Source organism: Actinomycetospora cinnamomea (assembly GCF_003096675.1).
Taxonomy (GTDB): domain Bacteria; phylum Actinomycetota; class Actinomycetes; order Mycobacteriales; family Pseudonocardiaceae; genus Actinomycetospora; species Actinomycetospora cinnamomea.
In genome coordinates, this window is record NZ_QEKW01000004.1 from 16,967 (window position 1) to 38,195 (window position 21,229).

At 74.9% G+C, this 21,229-nt stretch carries 20 protein-coding genes; 13 read left to right on the forward strand and 7 right to left on the reverse strand.

Annotation, left to right across the window (positions count from 1 at the left end; genetic code table 11):
* The first annotated feature begins 52 nt into the window (after positions 1 to 52).
* From C8D89_RS09280 to pknB, 4 genes are read left to right on the forward strand one after another with little or no spacing between them, the layout of a single operon-like run.
* Complete coding sequence (locus tag C8D89_RS09280; protein WP_243418014.1) at positions 53 to 1,588, forward strand: FtsW/RodA/SpoVE family cell cycle protein; 1,536 nt, start codon at positions 53 to 55, stop codon at positions 1,586 to 1,588.
* Positions 1,585 to 3,066: a peptidoglycan D,D-transpeptidase FtsI family protein gene (locus C8D89_RS09285; protein WP_116707861.1), complete on the forward strand. Its 1,482-nt coding sequence runs from the start codon at positions 1,585 to 1,587 to the stop codon at positions 3,064 to 3,066. Before C8D89_RS09280 ends, C8D89_RS09285 begins: the two co-directional genes overlap by 4 nt.
* On the forward strand, positions 3,066 to 4,484 hold the full coding sequence (locus tag C8D89_RS09290; protein ID WP_116707862.1) for a protein kinase domain-containing protein: 1,419 nt from the start codon (positions 3,066 to 3,068) through the stop codon (positions 4,482 to 4,484). The genes C8D89_RS09285 and C8D89_RS09290 overlap by 1 nt, the downstream gene beginning before the upstream one ends.
* A gap of 2 nt (positions 4,485 to 4,486) precedes the next feature.
* Positions 4,487 to 6,445 (forward strand): Stk1 family PASTA domain-containing Ser/Thr kinase, encoded by a 1,959-nt coding sequence (pknB, locus tag C8D89_RS09295; protein ID WP_116707863.1) that lies wholly within the window; start codon positions 4,487 to 4,489, stop codon positions 6,443 to 6,445.
* Here the strand turns inward: pknB and C8D89_RS09300 are convergent.
* Entirely contained in the window at positions 6,442 to 7,092 is a 651-nt protein-coding gene (locus C8D89_RS09300; RefSeq protein WP_116707864.1) for an aminodeoxychorismate/anthranilate synthase component II, read from the reverse strand. The two genes, pknB and C8D89_RS09300, sit on opposite strands and share 4 nt — an antisense overlap.
* Before the next feature lie 86 nt (positions 7,093 to 7,178).
* Here C8D89_RS09300 and crgA point away from each other — a divergent pair, with 86 nt between their 5' ends.
* Both crgA and C8D89_RS09310 read left to right on the forward strand, forming a co-directional pair.
* Positions 7,179 to 7,433 (forward strand): cell division protein CrgA, encoded by a 255-nt coding sequence (crgA, locus tag C8D89_RS09305; protein WP_116708157.1) that lies wholly within the window; start codon positions 7,179 to 7,181, stop codon positions 7,431 to 7,433.
* Between the two features lie 54 nt (positions 7,434 to 7,487).
* A complete protein-coding gene (locus C8D89_RS09310) occupies positions 7,488 to 8,054 on the forward strand; it encodes a PH domain-containing protein (RefSeq protein WP_116707865.1) in 567 nt (188 codons plus the stop codon).
* Here C8D89_RS09310 and C8D89_RS09315 read toward each other — a convergent pair.
* Both C8D89_RS09315 and C8D89_RS09320 read right to left on the reverse strand, forming a co-directional pair.
* Complete coding sequence (locus C8D89_RS09315; protein WP_116707866.1) at positions 7,962 to 8,837, reverse strand: rhomboid family intramembrane serine protease; 876 nt, start codon at positions 8,835 to 8,837, stop codon at positions 7,962 to 7,964. The two genes, C8D89_RS09310 and C8D89_RS09315, sit on opposite strands and share 93 nt — an antisense overlap.
* A gap of 19 nt (positions 8,838 to 8,856) precedes the next feature.
* Positions 8,857 to 9,381, reverse strand: coding sequence for a peptidylprolyl isomerase (locus tag C8D89_RS09320; protein WP_116707867.1), 525 nt, complete (start codon positions 9,379 to 9,381; stop codon positions 8,857 to 8,859).
* Positions 9,382 to 9,510: 129 nt separating this feature from the next.
* Between C8D89_RS09320 and C8D89_RS09325 the strand changes: the two genes are divergently transcribed.
* Entirely contained in the window at positions 9,511 to 10,329 is an 819-nt protein-coding gene (locus C8D89_RS09325) for a cell envelope integrity protein TolA (protein ID WP_133251859.1), read from the forward strand.
* Between the two features lie 79 nt (positions 10,330 to 10,408).
* Here C8D89_RS09325 and C8D89_RS09330 read toward each other — a convergent pair whose 3' ends face one another.
* Entirely contained in the window at positions 10,409 to 11,800 is a 1,392-nt protein-coding gene (locus tag C8D89_RS09330) for an alpha/beta hydrolase (protein WP_116707869.1), read from the reverse strand.
* Positions 11,797 to 12,099: a hypothetical protein gene (locus tag C8D89_RS09335; protein ID WP_116707870.1), complete on the reverse strand. Its 303-nt coding sequence runs from the start codon at positions 12,097 to 12,099 to the stop codon at positions 11,797 to 11,799. The genes C8D89_RS09330 and C8D89_RS09335 overlap by 4 nt, the downstream gene beginning before the upstream one ends.
* A 101-nt stretch (positions 12,100 to 12,200) precedes the next feature.
* Between C8D89_RS09335 and mug the strand changes: the two genes are divergently transcribed.
* A complete protein-coding gene (gene mug / locus C8D89_RS09340; protein ID WP_116707871.1) occupies positions 12,201 to 12,782 on the forward strand; it encodes a G/U mismatch-specific DNA glycosylase in 582 nt (193 codons plus the stop codon).
* Positions 12,783 to 12,822: 40 nt separating this feature from the next.
* Complete coding sequence (locus C8D89_RS09345) at positions 12,823 to 13,806, forward strand: NADPH:quinone reductase (RefSeq protein ID WP_116707872.1); 984 nt, start codon at positions 12,823 to 12,825, stop codon at positions 13,804 to 13,806.
* A 4-nt stretch (positions 13,807 to 13,810) separates the two neighbouring features.
* Here C8D89_RS09345 and C8D89_RS09350 read toward each other — a convergent pair whose 3' ends face one another.
* A complete protein-coding gene (locus tag C8D89_RS09350; RefSeq protein WP_116707873.1) occupies positions 13,811 to 14,257 on the reverse strand; it encodes a VOC family protein in 447 nt (148 codons plus the stop codon).
* Positions 14,258 to 14,330: 73 nt separating this feature from the next.
* On the opposite strand from C8D89_RS09350, the gene C8D89_RS09355 reads away from it, so the two are divergent.
* From C8D89_RS09355 to C8D89_RS09375, 4 genes are all read left to right on the forward strand, one after another.
* Positions 14,331 to 16,079 (forward strand): FAD-dependent oxidoreductase, encoded by a 1,749-nt coding sequence (locus C8D89_RS09355; protein WP_116707874.1) that lies wholly within the window; start codon positions 14,331 to 14,333, stop codon positions 16,077 to 16,079.
* Between the two features lie 63 nt (positions 16,080 to 16,142).
* Positions 16,143 to 16,868 carry a dipeptidase PepE gene (gene pepE, locus C8D89_RS09360; protein ID WP_116707875.1) on the forward strand — a complete coding sequence of 242 codons (726 nt, stop codon included), beginning with the start codon at positions 16,143 to 16,145 and terminating at the stop codon, positions 16,866 to 16,868.
* 215 nt (positions 16,869 to 17,083) lie between these two features.
* Positions 17,084 to 20,068: an FAD-binding and (Fe-S)-binding domain-containing protein gene (locus C8D89_RS09370; RefSeq protein ID WP_207787146.1), complete on the forward strand. Its 2,985-nt coding sequence runs from the start codon at positions 17,084 to 17,086 to the stop codon at positions 20,066 to 20,068.
* Positions 20,065 to 20,379 carry a DUF5313 family protein gene (locus C8D89_RS09375; RefSeq protein ID WP_116707877.1) on the forward strand — a complete coding sequence of 105 codons (315 nt, stop codon included), beginning with the start codon at positions 20,065 to 20,067 and terminating at the stop codon, positions 20,377 to 20,379. The genes C8D89_RS09370 and C8D89_RS09375 overlap by 4 nt, the downstream gene beginning before the upstream one ends.
* Here the strand turns inward: C8D89_RS09375 and C8D89_RS09380 are convergent.
* Positions 20,376 to 21,167, reverse strand: a complete 792-nt coding sequence (locus tag C8D89_RS09380; RefSeq protein WP_116707878.1) for a class I SAM-dependent methyltransferase — start codon at positions 21,165 to 21,167, stop codon at positions 20,376 to 20,378. The genes C8D89_RS09375 and C8D89_RS09380 overlap by 4 nt on opposite strands.
* Positions 21,168 to 21,229: the final 62 nt, after the last annotated feature.

The window sequence follows — 21,229 nt, forward strand, 5'->3', positions numbered from 1 at the left end:
CTCCGGCGCGCCCGGGGCTCCCGGCATCGAGCGCCCGGCCGATCGCACCGCCATGCGCCCGGCCGTGGCGGCGGCCGTCTCCACGCGCCGCGGGGTCGAGCTCGCGCTGCTCGCCTTCGCCGCGGTCATCACCACCGGCGCGCTCGTGCTGGTCGAGGCCAACCAGGAGCAGGAGCTCACCTGGGCGCTGCTCTACCTCGGCGCCGCCTACCTCGGTCTGCTCGCCGCCGCCCACCTCGCCGTGCGCAAGTTCGCGCCGTACGCGGACCCGCTCGTGCTGCCGGTCGCGGCGCTGCTCAACGGCATCGGGCTCGTGATGATCCACCGGGTCGACCTGGCCCGGATCGCGCGTGCCGCGAGCCTCGGGAACTCCGAGCCCACGCAGGAGGCGCTGCGGCAGATCGGCTGGACCGCGATCGGCCTCGTGTTCTTCGTCGGTGTGCTGGCCTTCGTCCCCGACCACCGGACCCTCTCGCGCTACGGCTACACCGCGGGATTCGTCGGCCTGGTGCTGCTCGCCCTGCCCGCGGTGCTGCCCGCCTCGCTCTCCGAGGTCAACGGCGCCCGGATCTGGATCCGCATCGGTCCGGCCAGCATCCAGCCCGGCGAGTTCGCGAAGATCCTGTTCGTCGTCTTCTTCGCCTCGTTCCTCGTCGTCAAGCGCGACCTGTTCACCACCGCGGGCAAGCACTTCCTGGGCATGACCTTCCCCCGGCCCCGCGACCTCGGCCCGCTGCTCGTGGCCTGGGGCGTCGCGATGGCCGTCCTGGTCTTCGAGTCCGACCTCGGGACGTCCCTGATGTTCTTCGGGATCGTCCTGGTGATGCTCTACGTGGCCACCGAGCGCATCTCCTGGGTCATCATCGGGCTCTCGATCTTCGGTGCCGGGGCGTTCGCGGCGTGGACGTTCGTCACCCGCGTCCAGACCCGCGTCTTCGTGTGGCTCGACCCGTTCGCCGACTACAACGGGCGCGGCTTCCAGGTCAGCCAGGGGCTGTTCGGCCTGGCCACCGGCGGCATCGGCGGCACCGGGCTCGGCGCCGGCCGCCCCGAGCTCGTGCCGTTCGCGAGCACCGACTTCATCTTCACCTCGCTGGGCGAGGAGCTCGGCCTCGTCGGGATCGCCGCGCTGCTGCTGCTCTACTGCCTGCTGGCCACCCGCGCGATGCGCAGCGCCCTGGCCGTGCGCGACACGTTCGGCAAGCTGCTCGCCGCCGGCCTCGGGTGGGCGATCGCGTGGCAGGTGTTCGTCGTCGTCGGCGGCGTCATCAACCTGATCCCGAACACCGGCATCACGGCCCCGTTCGTGTCCTACGGCGGCTCGTCGCTGGTGGCCAACTATGCTCTGGTCGCCCTCGTGCTGCGGGTGTCGAACGCCGCCCGCCAGCCGGCCGCCGAGAAGCGGCCCGGCGCGGCCCCCGGGCCACACCAGGGTCCGCTCGCTCCCCTGGCCGAGGCCAGCACGGAGATGGTGTCCCGCGACCAGGTGCGCACACCCCCGCACGGCGTGGGCCACCAGCCGGCCGGCCGGCCCGGACCGGGCGACCCCACCGACCGTGCCCCGCGAGGAAGGACCCGAGGAGAGTGAACACCCCGCTGCGACGGGTCTCCCTCGCGGTCATGGTGCTGATCCTGCTGCTGCTGGGGCAGGCCACCTGGATCCAGGTCGTCAAGGCCGACGAGTACCGCGCCGACCCGCGGAACGCCCGCGTGCTGCTCGACGAGTACTCGCGCCAGCGCGGCCAGATCTCGGCCGGCGGCGAGGTGCTCGCCCAGAGCGTCGAGAGCCCCGACCCGGGTGACCGGCTGCGCTACCTGCGTCAGTACACCGAGGGCCCGCTCTACGCGCCGGTCACCGGCTACTACTCGCAGATCTACGGCGCCGGCGGTATGGAGCGGGCGATGGACCCGGTCCTGAACGGCACCGACGACCGGTTGTTCGTGCGCCGCATCTCCGACGCCATCACCGGGCGCGACCCGGCCGGCGGCAACGTCGTGCTGAGCATCGACCCGCGGGTGCAGCGGGCCGCCTACGAGGCGATGACCCGGCGCGGCTACCAGGGGTCGGTCGTCGCGATCCGCCCGCAGACCGGCGAGGTCCTCGCGATGGTGTCCACGCCGTCCTACGACCCCAACCCGCTCGCCAGCCACAACGGCGAGGTCCAGCAGGAGGCGTGGGAGGAGCTCACCGAGGCCGACCCGCCGCGGCTGACGAACCGCGCGATCAGCGAGACCTACCCGCCCGGGTCGACGTTCAAGGTCGTGAACACGGCCGCCGCGCTGGAGGCCGGGCTCATCAGCCCGCAGACCCCGGTCACGGCGGCGCCGCGCATCACCCTGCCCGACAGCACGACACAGCTGGAGAACTACGACGGCAAGCCGTGCGGACCGGGGGCGACGGTGCCGTTCGCGACGGCGTTCGCGAAGTCCTGCAACGGGCCGTTCGCCAACCTCGCGGTGCAGGTCGGCCCGGAACGCCTGCGGGCCATGGCGACGTCGCTGGGCTTCGAGAACCCGGCCCTGACCGTCCCGATGCCCGTCCAGCCCTCCCGGGTCGGCGACCTCGACGACGGGGCCTCGCTGGCGCAGTCGGGCATCGGCCAGCGCGACGTGCGCCTGACGCCCCTGCAGAACGCGATGATCGCCGCCACCGTGGCCAACGGCGGCGTACCGATGTCGCCGCACACGGTCGCGCAGATCCAGGGCCAGGACCTCTCGACCGTCGACACCACCGAACCCGACCGCCTGGCGCGCGCCTTCTCCCAGTCCACCGCCGACACGCTCACACAGCTGATGATCGGCTCGGAGAACAACGGCTCCGGGGAGGGCAAGATCCCCGGCGTCCAGATCGCGTCCAAGACGGGCACCGCCGAGTGGGGTGCGTCGCCGAAGACCAACCCGCCCCACACCTGGTACGACGCCTTCGGCCCGGTGCCCGACCCGCAGATCGCGGTGTCGGTCATCGTCGAGCGCGGCGGCAACCGCGGCGAGGAGGCGACCGGTGGCTCGGTGGCCGCACCGATCGGCCGCGCCGTCATCGCCGCCGCCCTGGGAGGGGACTCGTAGTGGCACCCACGACGGGCTCCCTCATCGGCGACCGCTACCGGCTCGGCCGGCGGATCGCGGTCGGTGGCATGGGCGAGGTCTGGGAGGCCGAGGACTCGCGGCTGGGCCGCACGGTCGCGGTCAAGATCCTCAAGGCGGAGCTGACCGGCGACCCGGAGTTCCTCCACCGCTTCCGCACCGAGGCGCGCACCGCGGGGAGCCTCAACAACGCCGGCATCACGGCCGTGCACGACTACGGCGAGACCACCACCGAGTGGTCCACCGCCAGCGGCACGGTGCAGGTGCCCACCGCGTACCTGGTCATGGAGCTGGTGCGCGGCGAGCCGCTGGCCCAGATCCTCGCGGTGCACGGCCGCCTGGGTGTCGACTACACCCTCGACGTCCTCGAGCAGAGCGGCCACGCCCTCGAGGCCGCGCACGAGCGCGGGCTGGTGCACCGCGACGTCAAGCCCGGCAACATCCTCGTGACGCCGACGGGCCAGGTGAAGATCACCGACTTCGGCATCGCGAAGGCGGTGGACGCGGCGCCGGTGACCCGCTCGGGCATGGTGATGGGCACCGCCCACTACATCGCCCCCGAGCAGGCCGGCGGCGGCGACGCGGGCCCCGCGTCGGACGTGTACTCGCTCGGCGTCGTGGGCTACGAGTGCCTCGCCGGACGGCGACCGTACCTGTCCGAGAACGCGGTGACGGTCGCGATGATGCACATCCGCGACCCGCTGCCGCCGCTGCCGAACGACATCCCGCCCGTGGTCCGGCAGCTGATCGAGGCGACGCTGGCCAAGGACCCGCGCCAGCGCTACGCCACCGGCGGCGAGTTCGCCCACGCCGTCGCCGCCGTGCGCCGGGGCGAGCCGCTCCCGCTGCCGGGCTCCGCGGGTCCGGCGCCCACCGAGCGCGTGAACCCCGCGACCCGGGTGGCGCCGGCGATGTCCCGCGAGCCCTCGCCACCGCGGGGCGCCGAGCGGCCCGACCGCTGGGCCGCGCGCTCCGAGGAACCCCGCCGACGGGGCCCGTGGGGCACCGTCGCCGCGCTCGCGCTCGTCGCGCTGCTGCTCGTCGGCGGGGTGTTCTGGGTGATCAACTCCGCGGAGACCTCGGCTCCGCCGCCGCCCGCGGCCACGACGGCCTCGTCGACGACCACCACCCCGGCCCCGACGACGACGACGCGCAGCAGCCGGACGACGACCACCACGACGACCGCCGGCAACACGGTCAACGTCAACCCGGCGAGCTACTTCGGCCGGACCGCCGACACGGCGACGGCGGGCCTGCAGGAGCTCGGGCTCGAGACCGAGGTCCGGACGGCGCTCGGCAACACCCCCGACGACGAGTCGGCGTGCCGCGTCTTCTCCGTCTCCCCGGCCGGTGAGGTCCCCCGCGGGGAGACCATCACCGTCACCTGTCAGGAGCTCTGACGATGACGACCCCGCGGCTCCTGTCCGACCGGTACGAGCTCGGCCCCGCGCTCGGCTACGGCGGCATGTCCGAGGTCCACGGGGGGCGCGACGTCCGGCTCGGACGGGACGTGGCGATCAAGGTGCTGCGCGCCGACCTCGCGCGCGACCCGCAGTTCCAGGTGCGGTTCCGCCGCGAGGCGCAGAACGCCGCGGCGTTGAACCACCCGGCGATCGTCGCGGTCTACGACACCGGCGAGGCGCCGTCGAGCGACGTGCCGCTGCCCTACATCGTCATGGAGTACGTGGCGGGGCGGACGCTGCGCGACATCGTCAAAACCGAGGGGCCGATGGACCCCTACCGGGTCTGCGAGGTCCTCGCCGACGTCTGCGCCGCGCTCGACTTCTCGCACCGCCACGGGATCATCCACCGCGACGTCAAGCCGGCCAACGTCATGATCACCCCGGACGGGGCGGTCAAGGTGATGGACTTCGGCATCGCGCGGGCGCTCTCCGACGCCCAGCCCGCCGTCACCCAGACCGCGGCCGTGATCGGTACCGCCCAATATCTCTCGCCCGAGCAGGCCCGCGGCGAGTCGGTCGACGCCCGCTCCGACGTGTACTCCACCGGCTGCGTGCTGTTCGAGCTGCTCACCGGCCGGCCACCGTTCACCGGAGACTCGCCGGTCGCCATCGCCTACCAGCACGTGCGCGAGGACCCGCCGGTGCCGTCGTCGGTGAACCCGCGGGTGCCGCCCGAGCTCGACGCGATCACGATGAAGTCGCTCGCCAAGAACCCGTCGAACCGCTACCAGAGCGCCGACGAGATGCGCGAGGACCTCTACCGCGTGCTGAACGGCGAGCGCCCGGGCGCGCCGATGGTGATGACGGCCGAGGAGCGCACCGAGTACGTGACGGGTGGCCACCCCGTGGCCGCCGTGGACGACCGCCACGACGAGGTCGACGAGTTCGCGCAGTGGCAGGCCGAGCAGTCCGAGGCCCGGCGCCGACGTGGCCGGAAGCGCGTGCTCGGGTTCGTCGCGGTGCTCGCGCTCCTCGCGGGGCTGGCGGGCGCCTTCTTCCTGTTCTCCCCGTCGGCCAACACCGTGGCGGTGCCCTCGGTGGTCGGGCAGCCGCAGGCCGCGGCCCTGCAGACGCTGTCGAACGCGGGCCTGCGTCCCACCGTCGTGCCGGTGGCGTCGACGCCGCAGCAGGCCGGACAGGTCGTCACCACCAACCCCTCGGGCGGCATCGACGTGGCTCCGGGCAGCGTCGTCGAGCTGCGCGTCGGGCGCGGGCCCGACCCGGTGCAGGTGCCCGACCTCGTGGGTCAGACCGCGAACGAGGCGCAGGCCAGCGTGCAACGCCTGGGCCTCACGCTCGCCCCGGTGCCCCAGCAGCGCGAGGTCGACGACCCCGGCCAGGTCGGGCGGGTGCTCTCCCAGGAGCCGGCGGCCGGCCAGTTCCTCCAGCCCGGCACGCCCGTGCTGCTGACGATCGGGCGGCAGCGCGAGACGCTGCGCGTGCCCGACGTCGTCGGCCAGGACCGGCAGACCGCGACGACCACGCTCGAGGGCGTCGGGCTGCGCGTCAGCGTCTCGGAGGTCGACAGCGACCGGCCCGCCGGCACGGTCGTGGACACCTCCCCCGGCTCGGGCGACACCGTGACCCGGAACTCCCAGATCACCCTCGAGGTCTCGCGCGGCAGCAACCAGCTGTCGGTCCCCTCGGTGGTCGGTCAGACGCCGTCGCAGGCCGCCCAGACGCTGTCGAGCGCGGGCTTCACCGGGTCGGTGGCCCAGACCTCCCAGCAGGTCTCGGACTCCTCGCAGGTCGGCAAGGTGCTCCGCCAGAGCCCGAGCGCGGGCAGCCGGGCCGGCGCGGACGACACCATCCAGATCGTCGTGGGCGCCCGTGGTGGCGGGAACGGCAACGGGAACGGCGGCGGGGACGACGGCGTCGGCGGCCTCTTCGGCAATTAGGTCGGCGGGGCCGCGGCGAGGGCCAGGGCGCGCAGGCCCTCGGTGAGGTCGTGGACGACGCGGTCGTCCACGGGGTGCCCGCAGGCGCCCATCCATGTGGCGAGCAGCCGGTGGCCGTCCTCGGTGAGCACCGACTCGGGGTGGAACTGGACGCCCTCGAGCGGCAGCTCGCGGTGGCGCATCGCCATGAGCACGCCGTCGTCGGTCCACCCCGTCGGCTCCAGCGCGGCCGGCAGGGTGTCGGGGCGCACGGTCAGCGAGTGGTAGCGGGTCGCGGTGAACGGGGTCCGCAGGCCGGCGAGCACGCCGGCGCCCTCGTGGTGGACCAGCGACGTCTTGCCGTGGCGCAGCTCCGGCGCGCGCTCGACGACCGCGCCGTGCGCGGCCCCGAGCGCCTGGTGGCCGAGGCAGACCCCGAGCAGCGGACGCGCGGTGGTCGCGGCGCGACGGACGACCTCGGTGCTCGCGCCGGCGTCCTCGGGTGTGCCGGGACCGGGGCTGACGAGCACGCCGTCGACCTCGTCGACGAGGTCGACCACCCCGTCGGCATCGTTGCGGAGCACCACGGGCTCGGCGCCCAGCTGCGCGAGGTACTGGACCAGGTTGTAGACGAAGCTGTCGTAGTTGTCGACGACCAGGACGCGCATCCCCCGAGCGTACGGCCGGGCGGGACGGTGGAGTGCACTAGCATGGGCGTCGAGTGGTCCCGCCCGTTCGCGATCCGGAGCCGTCCGTGCCGAAGTCCAAGGTCCGCCGCAAGCCGGCCTACACCCCGCCGCCGAAGGCCGGGCCCGCGCCCGCCGGGCCGTCGCACCCCGCCTACGTCGTCGTGATGCTCGGCGTCGGCCTGCTCGGGCTGGCGTGGCTGGTGGTCAACTACCTGGCCTCCGAATCCATCCCGTTCATGCAGGACCTCGGGCCGTGGAACTTCCTCATCGGCTTCGGGCTCATCGTGGTCTCCCTGCTGATGACCATGAAGTGGCGCTGAACCACACGCGTGTCATTCGTCCACCGCTGTGGACGGACCCTGTGGACAACTCCCGTGCCTGATCCGGACGAGGCCGACCCCGTCGCCTGGGCGGCGCCCTGGCCCGCGGTCGTCGCGGGGCTCCTCGCCGCAGTGGGGTCGGGCGCCTGGGCGGTGGCCGCCGACGACCCGCCCGGCCGGTTGCTCACCGGCGTCGCCGCCGTCGCGCTGGCGGTCGCGGCCGGGATCGGCGCGCTGGCGCGGCCGCGTCTCGGTGTCGACGAGTCCGGTCTCGTGCTGCGCGGGGTGACGGGCACGCGGCGCTGGCCGTGGGAGCGGGTCGACGCCGTGCGCACGGTGCGGATGCGGCGGATGGGCCTGCCCGCGTCGTACGTGGAGATCGAGGCCCGGGACGACGAGGTCCCCGACGGGCGGCTGCTCGTGCTGGGCCGCCTGGAGCTCGGCACGGACCCGGTCGAGGTGGCCGACGCACTCCAGCGCCACCGCGCCCGCGCGGGCCGGCGGGTGCCGCGGCACGGTTCCGCCGGGTCAGCCCCCGAGCGTCAGGGCGCGGACGGCGACGAGCACGACGAGGACCACGGCGATCCCACCGACGGCGAGGAGCCCGGCCGCCGGACGTGACCGTGCCGGGCCGTGCACGAGCACGGCGGCGACGGCGAGGCCCGTCGCCAGACCGCCGAGGTGCCCCAGCACCGACAGACCGGGAATGGTGAACGTCAGGACCACGTTGATCCCGACCATCAGCAGGGCGGGGCCCGGCGAGAGCCGCAACCGGCGCAGCACGATCACCAGGGCGCCCATCAGCCCGAACACCGCGCCGGAGGCGCCGAGCACGGGCCGGAAGGGCTCGCCGAGCAGCGTCACCGCCGTCGAGCTCCCGAGCAGGGAGACGCCGTAGAGCAGGCCGTAGCGCAACCGGCCGAGCACGAGCTCGAGGTCTCGCCCGAGGATCCACAACGCGATCATGTTGAACGCGATGTGCAGCGGTCCGGCGTGCAGGAAGCCCGCGGTCACCAGCCGCCACCACTCACCCGCGGCCACGTCGGCGGGCACCAGCCACGCCGCGGCCACCAGGGGCGAGGCGACGTTGTCCCACGCGCTGCCCGCCGAGAGCGCCGTGAGCACGAAGACGGCGACGTTGACGACGACCAGGGTCGTCGTGACGACGGGCCGCGCCGACGGGCGCACCGGGCCGCCCCCGACCGTGCGCGCGGTCCGGGTGGTGCGCTCGCCCTCGGCGATGCAGTCGACGCAGTGCGCACCGACCGGTGCCGGGCGCAGGCAGTCGGGGCACGCCGGACGCCCGCAGCGGGTGCAGGCCAGCCCGGTGGGCCGGTCGGGGTGGCGGACGCAGTGCGGCGACGCGTCCGGCCCCGCCGAGGGCCCGGGTCCCGGGGCGGTCACGCCGTGCTCACCTCGCGAGTCAGTTGACCGTCACCGAGTTGATGACGATGTCCTGGACCGGGCGGTCGCCCGGGCCGGTGGCGGTGGCGGCGATGGAGTCGACGACGTCGCGCGAGGACTGGTCGGCCACCTCACCGAAGATCGTGTGCTTGCGGTTGAGCCAGGTGGTCGGCGCGACGGTGATGAAGAACTGCGAGCCGTTGGTGCCGGGGCCGGCGTTGGCCATGGCCAGCAGGTAGGGCCGGTCGAAGCGCAGGTCGGGGTGGAACTCGTCGGCGAACTTGTAGCCGGGGCCGCCACGGCCGGTGCCCGTGGGGTCGCCAGTCTGGAGCATGAAGCCGGCGATGACGCGGTGGAAGATCGTGCCGTCGTAGAAGGGCCCGCTGCTGCCGCCCTTGGCGTTCGGCTCGCTGTAGTCCTGCTCGCCGGTCGCCAGACCCACGAAGTTCGCGACGGTCTTGGGCGCCTCGTTCGGGAACAGGCGCACGGTGATGTCCCCGTTGGACGTGTGCAGCGTGGCGGTCGGGTGCTCGGCGGTGGTCACCCGGCCATGGTGCCACCAGGTCCGTGAGACCTTCGAATGGAGTAGCGGGTGTGACGTCCCGGCGGGTCGGGCACTTGCAGCACAGGGCCGGGGGCATCATGGCCGCCCCACGACGAGTGAGGTGAAGTGTTGAGCAGCAAGACTCTGATCGGCGCCAGGGAGGACCTGGACGATCTGCGCAAGGAGGGCCAGAAGGCTCGCAGGAAGGCCGAGAAGCGCGCGCAGAAGGCCGCCGAGCAGGCCCGCAAGGACCGTGAGAAGGCGCGCAAGCAGGGCGCGAAGAAGCGCGCGGAGGTCCGCAAGGACGTCCGCCAGGCCGCCGACGAGGCCCGCCAGCGCGTCCTGGACGCGCGCGCCGAGGCCCGCAAGCGTGCCGAGGAGGCGCAGAACGAGGCCCGCCAGCGTGCCCAGGAGGCCCGCGCGGAGACCCGCAAGCGCGCCAACCAGGCCGCCAAGGAGGCCCGCAAGCAGGCCAAGGCGTACGCCAAGGACGCCCGCAAGCGCCTCGAGAAGTCGTCGGTGCCGACCTCGGCGGACGAGCTGCGCGACCTCGGAGACACCGTGCGCGGCCAGCTCGAGGAGCAGCTGACCTCGGTGCGCAAGGATCTCGCGACGCGCATCGAGCCCCAGGAGACCAAGCGTCGCCGCTGGGGCCTGTGGCTCGTCGTGCTCGCGGTGCTCGGCGCCGGCATCGCCGTCGTCGCGACCCGCCGCGAGCCCGAGCTGCCGCCCGCGCCGCCGCCCGCACCGCGGCCGCGCCCGGCGACCTCGTCGGCCACCACGTCGTCGGCTCCGTCGTCGGCTCCGTCCTCGGCCCCGTCGACCTCCCCGTCGACGGCGCCCGGCTCGGGCGCGGTGCCGTCGCACACGTCGACCGACGCCGTCAGCGGCTCCAGCCCGAACGGTGCGGTCACCTCGGACAAGCCCGCCACCGGCGGCAAGGACTGACACCGGCCCCCGCGCTCGTCGACACGGCCCGTCCCCCGGCCATCGCCGGTCGGGGGGCGGGCCGTCGTGCGTGCGGGGCTCATCGCCCCACCAGGCGTCGCAGCCGGTCCCCGGCATCCACGCCCCGGTCGAGCACCGCGTCGCCCGGGCGCCCGCCGATCACCGCGGCCACGTTGGCGGCGCTGGCCGAGCCCGGCGTGAGGTAGTCGCCGTGCCCGCGGGACGCGTCGAGCACCTGCCCGTCGGGCAGCGCGACCTCCCGCGCCGAGAGCCCCGTGACACCGGGCATCCGGTTGGGGTCCGGGCCGAACCATGCGGTGTCGGCCACCGGGTCGCCCGCGGCCTCGACCACCCACGCGTGCCCCGGCGGCCGTCCGGGAGCGTCCCCGACGCCCGGGCTGCCGAGGTACACCGCGTCGTCCACGCCGTCGGCCCCGCCCGGCGCGAGCGCCGCGGCCGTGACGACCGAGCCGTACGAGTGCCCGATCGCCGTCACGTGCGCGTCGGGTCCGCGGGCGGCGTCGAGACCGTCGAGGAACGACGCGAGACGCTGCCCGCCCTCGTCGGCCGCTCCGCGCCCGAGCACCGACCGGTCGGCGTCGAGCACCTCGTGCACCTGCGGCGCGTCGTAGCCGTACCAGGCCACCGCCGCGGTGCCCGGTCCCGCGGCCGCGGCGAGCGCGTCCAGCTCGCCGAGACGTGCCGGGAGCTCGTCGACACCGGTGGTGAAGCCGGGGGTGTAGACCCCGACGTGGGCGGCCGTGTCGACATCGCCCCGGGCCACGGCGGCCCGCACGCCCTGCCCCTCGGTCGTGCCGGGTCCGACCTCGAGGTCGAGCAGCACGCGCCCCGGGCGGTCGATCGCCGTGGCCACCGCCGTCAGCCGCGCGAGGCGCGTGCGCACCTCGTGGAGCCGCCGGCCGGTCCGCGCGAGCTCCACCGGGTCGCGGGCCCGCGCGAGCCGCTCGGCGGTCGCACGCTCCTCCTGCTCCGCCTGCTGCCGCGCGCCCGCGAGCACGGCACGGTTGGCGCGGTCGCGCACCGCGGCGGGCAGGCCGTCGAGCCCACCGACGAGCGTGGCCCGCTCGCGCTCCAGCACCGCGCGGGCGTCGGGGTCGAGGCCCGCCCACCAGCGGGCGACGGCCTCGGCGTCAGGGCCCCGCCCCCCGCCCGCGGGCACGGTCGCCGGCGGGACGGGCGGCGGGTGCCCGGCGGCGTCGAGGGCCGCGGCCAGGGCCGCGTCGGCGACGGGCGTCCCGCCGGCCCGCCCCGCCGCGTTTAGGGCCGCCACCACCGCGTCGAGGTCGGCGAGCAGGGCGCGGTGACGCCCGTCCAGCGCCGCGCGGGCCGCCGTCGCGGCCCCGGCCGCCGACCCCCGCCACGGCAGCTCGGTGGCCAGCACCATCCCCGCCCGGGCGAGGGCCTCGCGCGCCGCGCGCAACCGGTCGGCGGCCGCGGCAGGCCCGCTCACCGGCCGCCCCCGGCGAGGGCGCCGGCCCCGTCCGCGTCGCCCCGCGCGTAGGCCCCGGCGGCCGCGGCGAGGCGCTCGCCGAACGCGACGAGGTCGGCGCTCCACAACGCCACAGCGATCTCCCACCGGTCGGCCAGCGCCGCCGCGGCGGGACCCGCGCGCCCGCCGGGCACCACCTCCACGCCGCGCACCGCCTCCGCCGGGGCCGTGACCGGCACGGCGAGCGCGGCGGCGACGCACGCCCCGCCGGAGGCGTCGAGCTCCTCGGGCCGCACGACCGGCCCCTCCTGTTCGTCCACACCCGTTCCGACGTGGCACGGCGGCGGACGGATCCGGGGCGCCTCGCGGCCTGGGGACGCACACGGCCGATGGGGACGGCGATCGGCGGATACTCGCCCTCGTGCTCCCCCGCGCCGACAAGAGATCCGCGCCCTCGCCCGACGACCTGGAGGCCGCCCGCGACCGGCTCCTGCCCGACGTCCTCCCCGGACCCGGCGACCCACCCCTGCGGGTGCTGTTCTGCGGCATCAACCCGGGCCTGGTGTCCGCCGCGACCGGCCACCACTTCGCGCGCCCGGGCAACCGCTTCTGGCCGGCGCTGCACGCGGCCGGGTTCACCCCGCGGCGCTTCACGCCCGCCGAGCAGGACCTGCTGCCCGGGCTGGGGCTCGGGATCACCAACGTCGCCCCCCGCGCCACCGCCCGCGCCGACGAGCTGGACGACGCCGAGCTGGTCGCGGGCGGCGAGCGCCTACGTGCGCTGGTCGCCGAGCTCCGCCCCGGGTGGCTCGCGGTGGTCGGGATCGGCGCCTACCGCGTCGCGTTCGCCGACCGGAAGGCCATGGCGGGCCGGCAGGAGCGGAGGCTGGGCGACACAGGGCTGTGGGTGCTGCCGAACCCGAGCGGGCTCAACGCGCACCACACGCCCGCGAGCCTGGCCGCCGCGTTCGCCGCGCTGCGGGGAGCGGTGGACGCGCGATAGCCCCGGGATAGCCCGGCGCCATCCCGGGCACAGGCCCGGCATGAAGGCTGCGCTCTACCGCCGCACCGGCCCGGCCGCCGAGGTGCTCTCCGTCGAGGACGTCGACGTCCCCGACCCCGGGCCCGGCGAGGTCCGCGTCCGGATCACGGCGTCGGGGATCAACCCCACCGACTGGAAGACCCGCGCCGGGCTCACCGGCCAGGACCCGGAGACGTTCCAGATTCCCCACCAGGACGGTGTCGGCGTGGTCGACGCGGTGGGCGACGACGTCGACCCGTCGTTGGCCGGGCAGCGCGTGTGGACCTTCCTGTCCGCCTTCGGCAACCGCTGGGGCACCGCGGCGGAGTACAGCGTGGTGCCCGCCACGCGGGTCCGCCCGCTGCCCGGGGACGCCCCCGACGAGCTCGGCGCCTGCCTCGGGGTCCCGGCCGTCACCGCGGCGCACTGCCTGCTCGTCGGCGGCTCGGGCGGGCCGGGAGCGCTGCGCGGGCGCGACGTGCTCGTCGCGGGCGGGGCCGGCGCCGTGGGGCACTACGCGATCGAGCTGGCCAAGCACGCCGGGGCCCGCGTCGTCACGACGGTGAGCAGCGAGGAGAAGGGCGAGCTGGCCCGGGCCGCGGGCGCCGACCTCGTCGTGAACTACCGGGAGCCCGGCGTGGTCGAGCGGGTGCAGGGCTTCACCGACCACGTCGACCGCGTCGTCGAGGTCGCGCTGGGCGCGAACCTCGAGCTCGACCTCGCGGTGGCCGGCGCCGGAACGGTCATCGCCGTGTACGCGAACGAGCCGGAGGACCCGGTGATCCCGACGCGGCGCTTCATGGTCGCCAACGCCGCCATCCACTACGTGCTGCTCTACGGCGTTCCCGCCGAGCAGCTGCAGACCGCGGTGTCCTGGACCGCCGAGGCCGCCGGCGCCGGTGCCCTGTCGCCCCTGCCCGTGACGCGCTACGGCCTGGACGACGTCGTCGCGGCCCACGAGGCGGTGGAGAACGGGGCGGTCGGCAAGGTCGTGCTCGTGCCCTGAGGGCCTACAGATCGACGTGGTCGATCACGCAGAACTCGTTGCCGTCCGGGTCGCGCAGGACCACGAAGTCGGCGTGGGGCGGGTAGGGCCAGTCGTCCACCCGCGTCGCGCCCAGCGCGACGAGGCGCTCGACGTGGCGCGCCTGCTCGCTGGTGTACAGGTCGAGGTGCACCCGGACCGGCTCCCGTGGCGGCGCGTCGGCGTGCTGGAGCGAGACGGGCAGGCGTCCCGGGTCGGGGTGGACGAGCATCGTGAACTCCGGGTCGGGCTCGGCCTCCCGCACCCGGTAGCCCAGCGCCGCGCACCAGAACGTGACCGCGCGGGCCATGTCCTGCACGTCGACCACCACGGTCGCGAGGTGCAGGTCGCCGACGTCGCCGACGTCGCCGTGGTCGTCGCCGTGGTCGTCGCCGTGGTCGTCGCCGTGGTCGTCGCCGTGGTCGTCGCCCATCCGGAGAGGCTACGGGCTCGCGACGCGTACCTGTGACCTTCCGTCACAGCTACTCGCGGGTTACCTTCTCCCGATGCCACCACGCCAGGGGGAGCACTACGACGTGCTCGTCGTCGGATCCGGGTTCGGGGGCAGCGTCACGGCGCTGCGGCTCGCGGAGAAGGGTTACCGCGTCGGAGTGCTCGAGGCCGGGCGACGATTCACGGACGAGACGCTGCCGCGCACATCGTGGCACGTCCGCGACTTCCTCTGGGCGCCGGCGCTCGGCTGCTACGGCATCCAGCGCATCCACATCCTGCGCGACTGCGTGGTGCTGGCCGGCGCGGGCGTCGGCGGCGGATCGCTGAACTACGCGAACACCCTCTACCGGCCGAAGTCCGACGCGTTCTACCGCGACCCGCAGTGGGCGGGCATCACCGACTGGCGCGAGGAGCTCGACCCCTTCTACGACCAGGCCAGCCGCATGCTGGGCGTCGTCACGCAGCCGTCGTTCACCCCGTCGGACGCGGTGATGAAGCAGGTCGCCGAGGAGTACGGCCGCGGGCACACGTTCTCGCCCACCCAGGTCGGCGTGTTCTTCGGCGCCGAGGGCAAGCAACCGGGCGTCACCGTGCCCGACCCGTTCTTCGGCGGCGCCGGGCCCGCGCGCACCGGCTGCATCGAGTGCGGCGAGTGCATGACCGGCTGCCGCCACGGCGCGAAGAACACGTTGGACCGCAACTACCTGGCGCTGGCCGAGCGGGCCGGGGCCGTGGTGCACCCCGAGACGACGGTGCGCGCGGTCCGCCCCACCGCCACCGGTTACGCGGTCGACACCCGCGGCACCCGCTATCGGCGTGCTGGTCTCCTGCGACGGCAGCACATCACCTACACCGCCGACCAGGTCGTCCTCGCGGCCGGGACCTGGGGCACCCAGTCGCTGCTGCACCGCCTGCGGGACACGGGCGTGCTGCCCCGCATCTCCCGGCGTCTCGGCGAGCTGACCCGCACCAACTCCGAGTCGCTGCTCGGGGCCATGGCGCGGCGCGCCCCCGAGCGCGGCGGGCCGCGCGACTTCACCCGGGGCGTGGCGATCACGTCGTCGTGGCACCCCGACGAGGACACCCACATCGAGCCCTGCCGCTACGGCTACGGCAGCAACGCGATGGGCCTGCTGACGACGGTGCTGACCGACGGCGACGGGCGGGTGCCGCGGCTGGCGAGGACGCTCGGGGCGATCGTGCGCCACCCGCGTACGTTCCTGCGCACGCTGGACAAGCGGCGCTGGTCGGAGCGCACGGTGATCGCGCTGGTCATGCAGTCGCTGGACAACTCGATCACCGTCCGGCGCCGCTTCGGGCGGCTGGTGTCCCGCCAGGGCCACGGCACGCCCAACCCGACGTGGATCCCGGTGGCGAACCGGACGACGCGCAGGATGGCCGAGATCCTCGACGGCGACCCGGGCGGCACCTGGGGCGAGGCGATCAACATGCCGATGACCGCCCACTTCATCGGCGGCTGCCCGATCGGCGCCTCGCCCGACACCGGCGTCGTCGACCCCTACCAGCGCCTCTACGGCCACCCCGGCCTGCACGTGGTCGACGGCTCGGCGCTCTCGGCGAACCTCGGGGTGAACCCGTCGCTGACGATCACCGCCCAGGCCGAGCGGGCGATGGCGTTCTGGCCGAACAAGGGCGAGCACGACCCCCGCCCCGCGCTCGGCGAGCCCTACCGCCGCCTCGACCCGGTGCCCCCGCGCTCGCCGGTCGTCCCCGCCGACGCCCCGGGCGCCCTGCGCCTCGTGCCCCTGGGCACCCCCGTCCCAGGTGGCTCCGCCATCTGAGCGGTTCAGAGTGCCAGAGCACTTCGAAGTGCTCACGTGCGCGGAGGGCACGAGGATCGTCGCGTGCCGGCCGACGCCCTGCTGTTCTCGAACTCCCGTCCGCCGGGCGCCGAGGTGCCCTTCGCCCACGCCGCGGGCCCGCTGCGCGACCACCTCGGCCACCGAACCGTGTGGTTCGTGGGCTGGGCCCGCCACGACCTCGACGCCTACACCGGCTGGGTCGCCGACGCGCTCGCCGACGTCCTGGGCCCGGTGGACCTGCGCGGCCTGCACCGCGAGCCCGACCCGGCGGCGACGATCCGCGAGGCCGACCCCGCGCGGGAGACCGTCCTCGTCGGCGGCGGCAACACCTTCCGCCTGCGCCGGCGCACCGGGGACAACGGCGTCCTCGCCGCCCTGCGGGAGCGCGACGACCTGCGCTACGCGGGCGCCAGCGCCGGCTCCAACCTCGCCTGCCCGACGATCATGACGACCAACGACATGCCGATCGTCGACCCCGGCGGGCTCGACGCCCTCGGGCGCCTCCCCGTGCAGGTCAACCCGCACTACCTCGACCCGGACCCGCACTCGGCCCACCGCGGCGAGACCCGCGAGGAACGGATCGCCGAGTTCCACGAGGAGAACGCCCTCGCCGTCGTGGGCCTGCGCGAGGGCGCGTGGCTGTTCCGGTCCGGCGACCGCCTGACCCTCGACGGCCACACCGCGCGCCTGTTCCGCCGCGGCCACGAGCCGACCGAGCTCGCCGCGGGTACGGACCTGTCGTGGTTGCTCGAGACACCTACCTCCTGACCGACGTCCACACCCGCACCGCCGACGGCACGGTCGACGTCGCCGTGGTCGACGGGCGGGTCGACGCCGTCGGTCCCGACCTCGAGCGCCGCGGTCCCGTGCCGGACGCACGTGGCCCACCTCCCGCCGCGCGAACGCGGAGTTCGCGCGCGTAGAAGCAGCGAACAGCGCGTTCGCTGCGACAGGACCGGGCGCCCGGCGCAGACTGGTGCGCGATGACCACGATGCGCCGTCCGTCCGCCGATTCCCTCCTCGCCGGGGAGCTCCGGTCGGTCGTCCGCGGCCGCGTGCGGTTCGACACCGCGAGCCGGGCGATGTGGTCGGCGGACGCCTCGAACTACCGCCACGTCCCGATCGGCGTGGTGCAGCCCGTCGACCTCGACGACGTGGAGGCCGCGGTCGGCGTCGCGCGCCGTCACGGCGTGCCGCTGCTGCCGCGGGGCGCGAGCACGAGCATCGGCGGCCAGTCGGTGAACGAGGCCGTCGTCCTCGACTTCTCCCGCCACCTCGGCCGCGTCCTGGAGATCGACCCGGACGCGCGCACCGCCCGGGTGCAGCCCGGCGTGGTCCTCGACGACCTCCGCGAGGCCGCGCGCCCGTACGGCCTGACGTTCGGCCCCGACCCGTCGACGCACAACCGCTGCACGCTCGGCGGGATGATCGCCAACAACGCCTGCGGGTCGCACTCGGTGGCGTGGGGCAAGACCGTCGACAACGTCCGCGAGCTCGACGTCCTGCTCGCCGACGGCACGCGGATGACCGTGGGCCGCACGCCCGACCTGGCCGCCGCGCAGCGACGCCCGGGCCGGGAGGGCGCGGTGTACCGCGAGCTCGCGCGGCTCCGCGACCGCACCGAGGGCGTGATCCGCGACGAGCTCGTCGGCAGCCGACACCGCGGCCTCACCCGACGGGTCAGTGGCTACAACCTCGACCAGCTGCTCGACGACGAGGGCTTCGACCTCGCCCGCGCGCTCGTCGGCACCGAGGGCACCTGCGCGACGATCATGGAGGCGACCGTCGAGCTGGTCGAGGCGCCGGCCGCGCGGGCGCTGTGCGTGCTCGGCTTCCCCGACGCCTACGTGGCCGCCGACCACGTCCTGCCCATCCGCGAGCACGCCCCGCTGACCATCGAGGGCGTCGACGTCGGCGTCATCGGCGCGCTGCGCGCGAGCCGCCCCGACGACCGCACCCACGAGCAGCTGCCCGAGGGGAAGGGCTGGCTCTACGTCGAGACCGGCGGCGCCGACCGCGCCGAGGCGACGGCGAAGGCCGAGGCGATCGGGCGGGAGATGGCGCGCTACGGGGCGAGCGCCAAGGTCGTCTCCGAGCCGCGGGCGATGCGGGCGCTGTGGAAGGTCCGCGAGGACGGGTCGGGCATCGTCACCCGCTCCCCCGACGGCGGCGAGGCCTGGCCGGGCTGGGAGGACGCCGCCGTCCCGCCCGCCACGCTGGGCTCCTACCTGCGCGAGTTCGACGCGCTGCTGCGACGCCACGGCCGCCAGGGCGCCTACTACGGCCACTTCGGCGACGGCTGCCTGCACGTGCGCATCGACTTCGACCTGCTCACGCGCCCCGGCCTGCAGAACTTCCGGTCGTTCCTGCTCGACGCCGCCGACCTGGTCGCCGAGCACGGCGGCTCGGTGTCCGGCGAGCACGGCGACGGTCAGGCCCGCGCCGAGCTCCTGGCGCGCACCTACACCCCGGCGCTGCTCGACGCGTTCGGCGCGTTCAAGGCCGCCTGGGACCCCGAGGGACGGATGAACCCGGGCCGGGTCGTGGAGCCGCGGAAGATGGACGACGACCTCAAGGTCTTCGTCGGCGTGCCCACGATCGGCCCGCGCACCGAGCTCGCCTACACCGACGACCGCGGCAGCTTCACCCGCGCCACCCGCCGCTGCATCGGCGTCGCCAAGTGCGTCACCGACTCCGGCGGCTACATGTGCCCGAGCTACCGCGTCACCGACGAGGAGATGCACTCCACGCGCGGGCGCGCCCGGCTGCTCTTCGAGATGGCCTCGGGGCAGCTGGTGCCCGACGGCTGGCGGTCGACCGAGGTCCGCGAGGCGCTGGACCTGTGCCTGAGCTGCAAGGCCTGCCAGCGCGACTGCCCGGTGGGCGTGGACATGGCGACCTACAAGGCGGAGTTCCTCGCCCAGCACTACGCCGGCCGGGCCCGCGAGCGCCCGCGCAGCCACTGGTCGATGGGCTACCTCCCCCGCTGGCTGCGCCTCGCCGGCGCCGTGCCCGGACTGCCGCGCCTGGCCAACGCGCTGGCCCGCCGACCGGCGCTCGCGTCGCTGGCCAAACGGCTCGGCGGCATCGCCCCGCAGCGCGACATCCCGCCACTGGCCCCTCGCCCGCTACATCGCCTCGCCGGGCCGCGCCCGGCCCGGGCGTCGAGCGAGCGCCCGCGCCTGCTGCTCTGGCCGGACACCTTCACGTCGGCGTTCGACCCGGACCTCGCCCTCGACGCGATCGCCGTGCTCGAACACCTCGGCTATCGCGTCGAGCTCCCGACCGGGCCGATCTGCTGCGGGCTGACGTGGCACACCACCGGCCAGCTCGACGCCGCGCGCGCCGTGGTGCGCCGCAGCATCGCCGCGGTCAAGCCGTGGCTCGACGACGGCGTGCCCGTCGTGGGCCTCGAGCCGTCGTGCACCGCGACCCTGCGCCAGGACCTCACCGAGCTCCTCGGCCCCGACCACGAGGACGCCGCCCGCCTGGAAGCGTCCACGCGCACGCTGGCCGAGGTCCTCGCCGGGCACCTCGACGAGCTCCGCGAAGGCGTCGTCACCACGGGGCAGAAGGCCGTCGCACAGGTGCACTGCCACCAGTACGCGGCGATGGGCTACGACGCCGACCGCGCGGTGCTCGACGCGCTGGGCGTCGAGACCGAGGTGCTCGACGAGGGCTGTTGCGGGCTGGCCGGCAACTTCGGGTTCGAGCAGGGCCACTACGAGGTGTCGTCGGCGTGCGCCGAGCGCGGCCTGCTGCCGGCCGTCCGGGGCGCGGGCGCCGACACCGCCGTGCTCGCCGACGGCTTCTCGTGCCGCACCCAGATCCGCCAGCTCGACGACACGGGCCACGAGCCGGTGCACCTGGCCCACCTCGCCGCGACGGCGTTGGGCCTCCGGCCTCGTGAGCGGGAGTCCGTGTCAGGGGACGGGCGAGCACTCACGGGGCCGAAGGCCGAACCATGATCCGGCCCGGCGTCCTGCGCTGGATCGCCTACGCGTTCGGCGCGCGGCTGCCGGTGCGCTACGCGCCGTGGGTGCTGCACGACCTGACCACGCGCACGTGGTTCCTGCGCCACCTCGCGCGCTCGGCGGTGCAGGCGACCCCGGCCGCGTTGCTCGCGCTGCTGCCCGGGCCGGCCTGGCTGCGCGTCGCGCTGCCGCTGTTCGTGCTGGTCTCGACACTGTTCATGGCCACGCTGTTCTCGCCGATGGTGCGCGAGAAGCGGCTCTACCAGCACGGCTACCTGCCCGAGGTGGTGCTGCGCGACGACTAGACGGTCGGGTCCTTGCGCGCCCACACCGCGGTCATCATCCAGCACTGGGTCCAGTAGTCGGGGTCGTCCAGCAACGCCGCGGCGGCGTCCAGGGTCGCCGCGTCGAGGCGACCGCTGTCCAGCACCCTGTCACGCACCTCGGCGAAGAAGAGCTTGAAGTAGAGCGCGCCGCGGCCGCCGCCGCGGATGTCCTGCACGTCGGTCTTGGCCTGGGGCCGGGCGAACCCGGCGGTCTGGACCATCCGGGGCAGCCGACGGCCGATGAACCAGTCGACGCCGCTGTCGCGGCCCCACTCGAGCAGCCCCCGCCACGCCGCGGCCCACACGGCGGGCTCGGTGGTCGGCGCCAGGTGGAAGTCCGGCTCCTGGACCACCAGCCAGCCCCCGGGCCTGACCGCGCCCGCCATCCGCCGGAGCACCGTCGGGGCGTGCTCGGCGATCTGGTGCAGCAGCGCGCGGCAGGTGACGAGGTCGTAGGCGCGGGACGGAAGGTCGCTGGTGCGGAGATCCGCCTGCTGCACGGCGAGGTTCTGCGCGGGGACCAGGTCCAGCAGCGTGGTGTTGACGTCGATCGTGGTGACGCTCCCCGTCGGACCGACGGTCTCGCAGAGCCACTCGGAGACGCTGCCGTTGCCGCCGCCCAGTTCCAGGCAGTGCCAGCCACGGCGGTCGCCGAGGGCGTCGATGTAGCCCCGCGTCCACGGGTCGAGAATCCTCGACATGAGGTCGAGCCGCTGGTACTCGACCGTCGCCGCGTCGTCGAGGATGTAGGGGCGCAGAGCGTTCATCGTCCCTCCCGGGCGCTCGCGGGCCGCCGACCCACTATGGACGGGCCGGCCGGGGGCCGGAA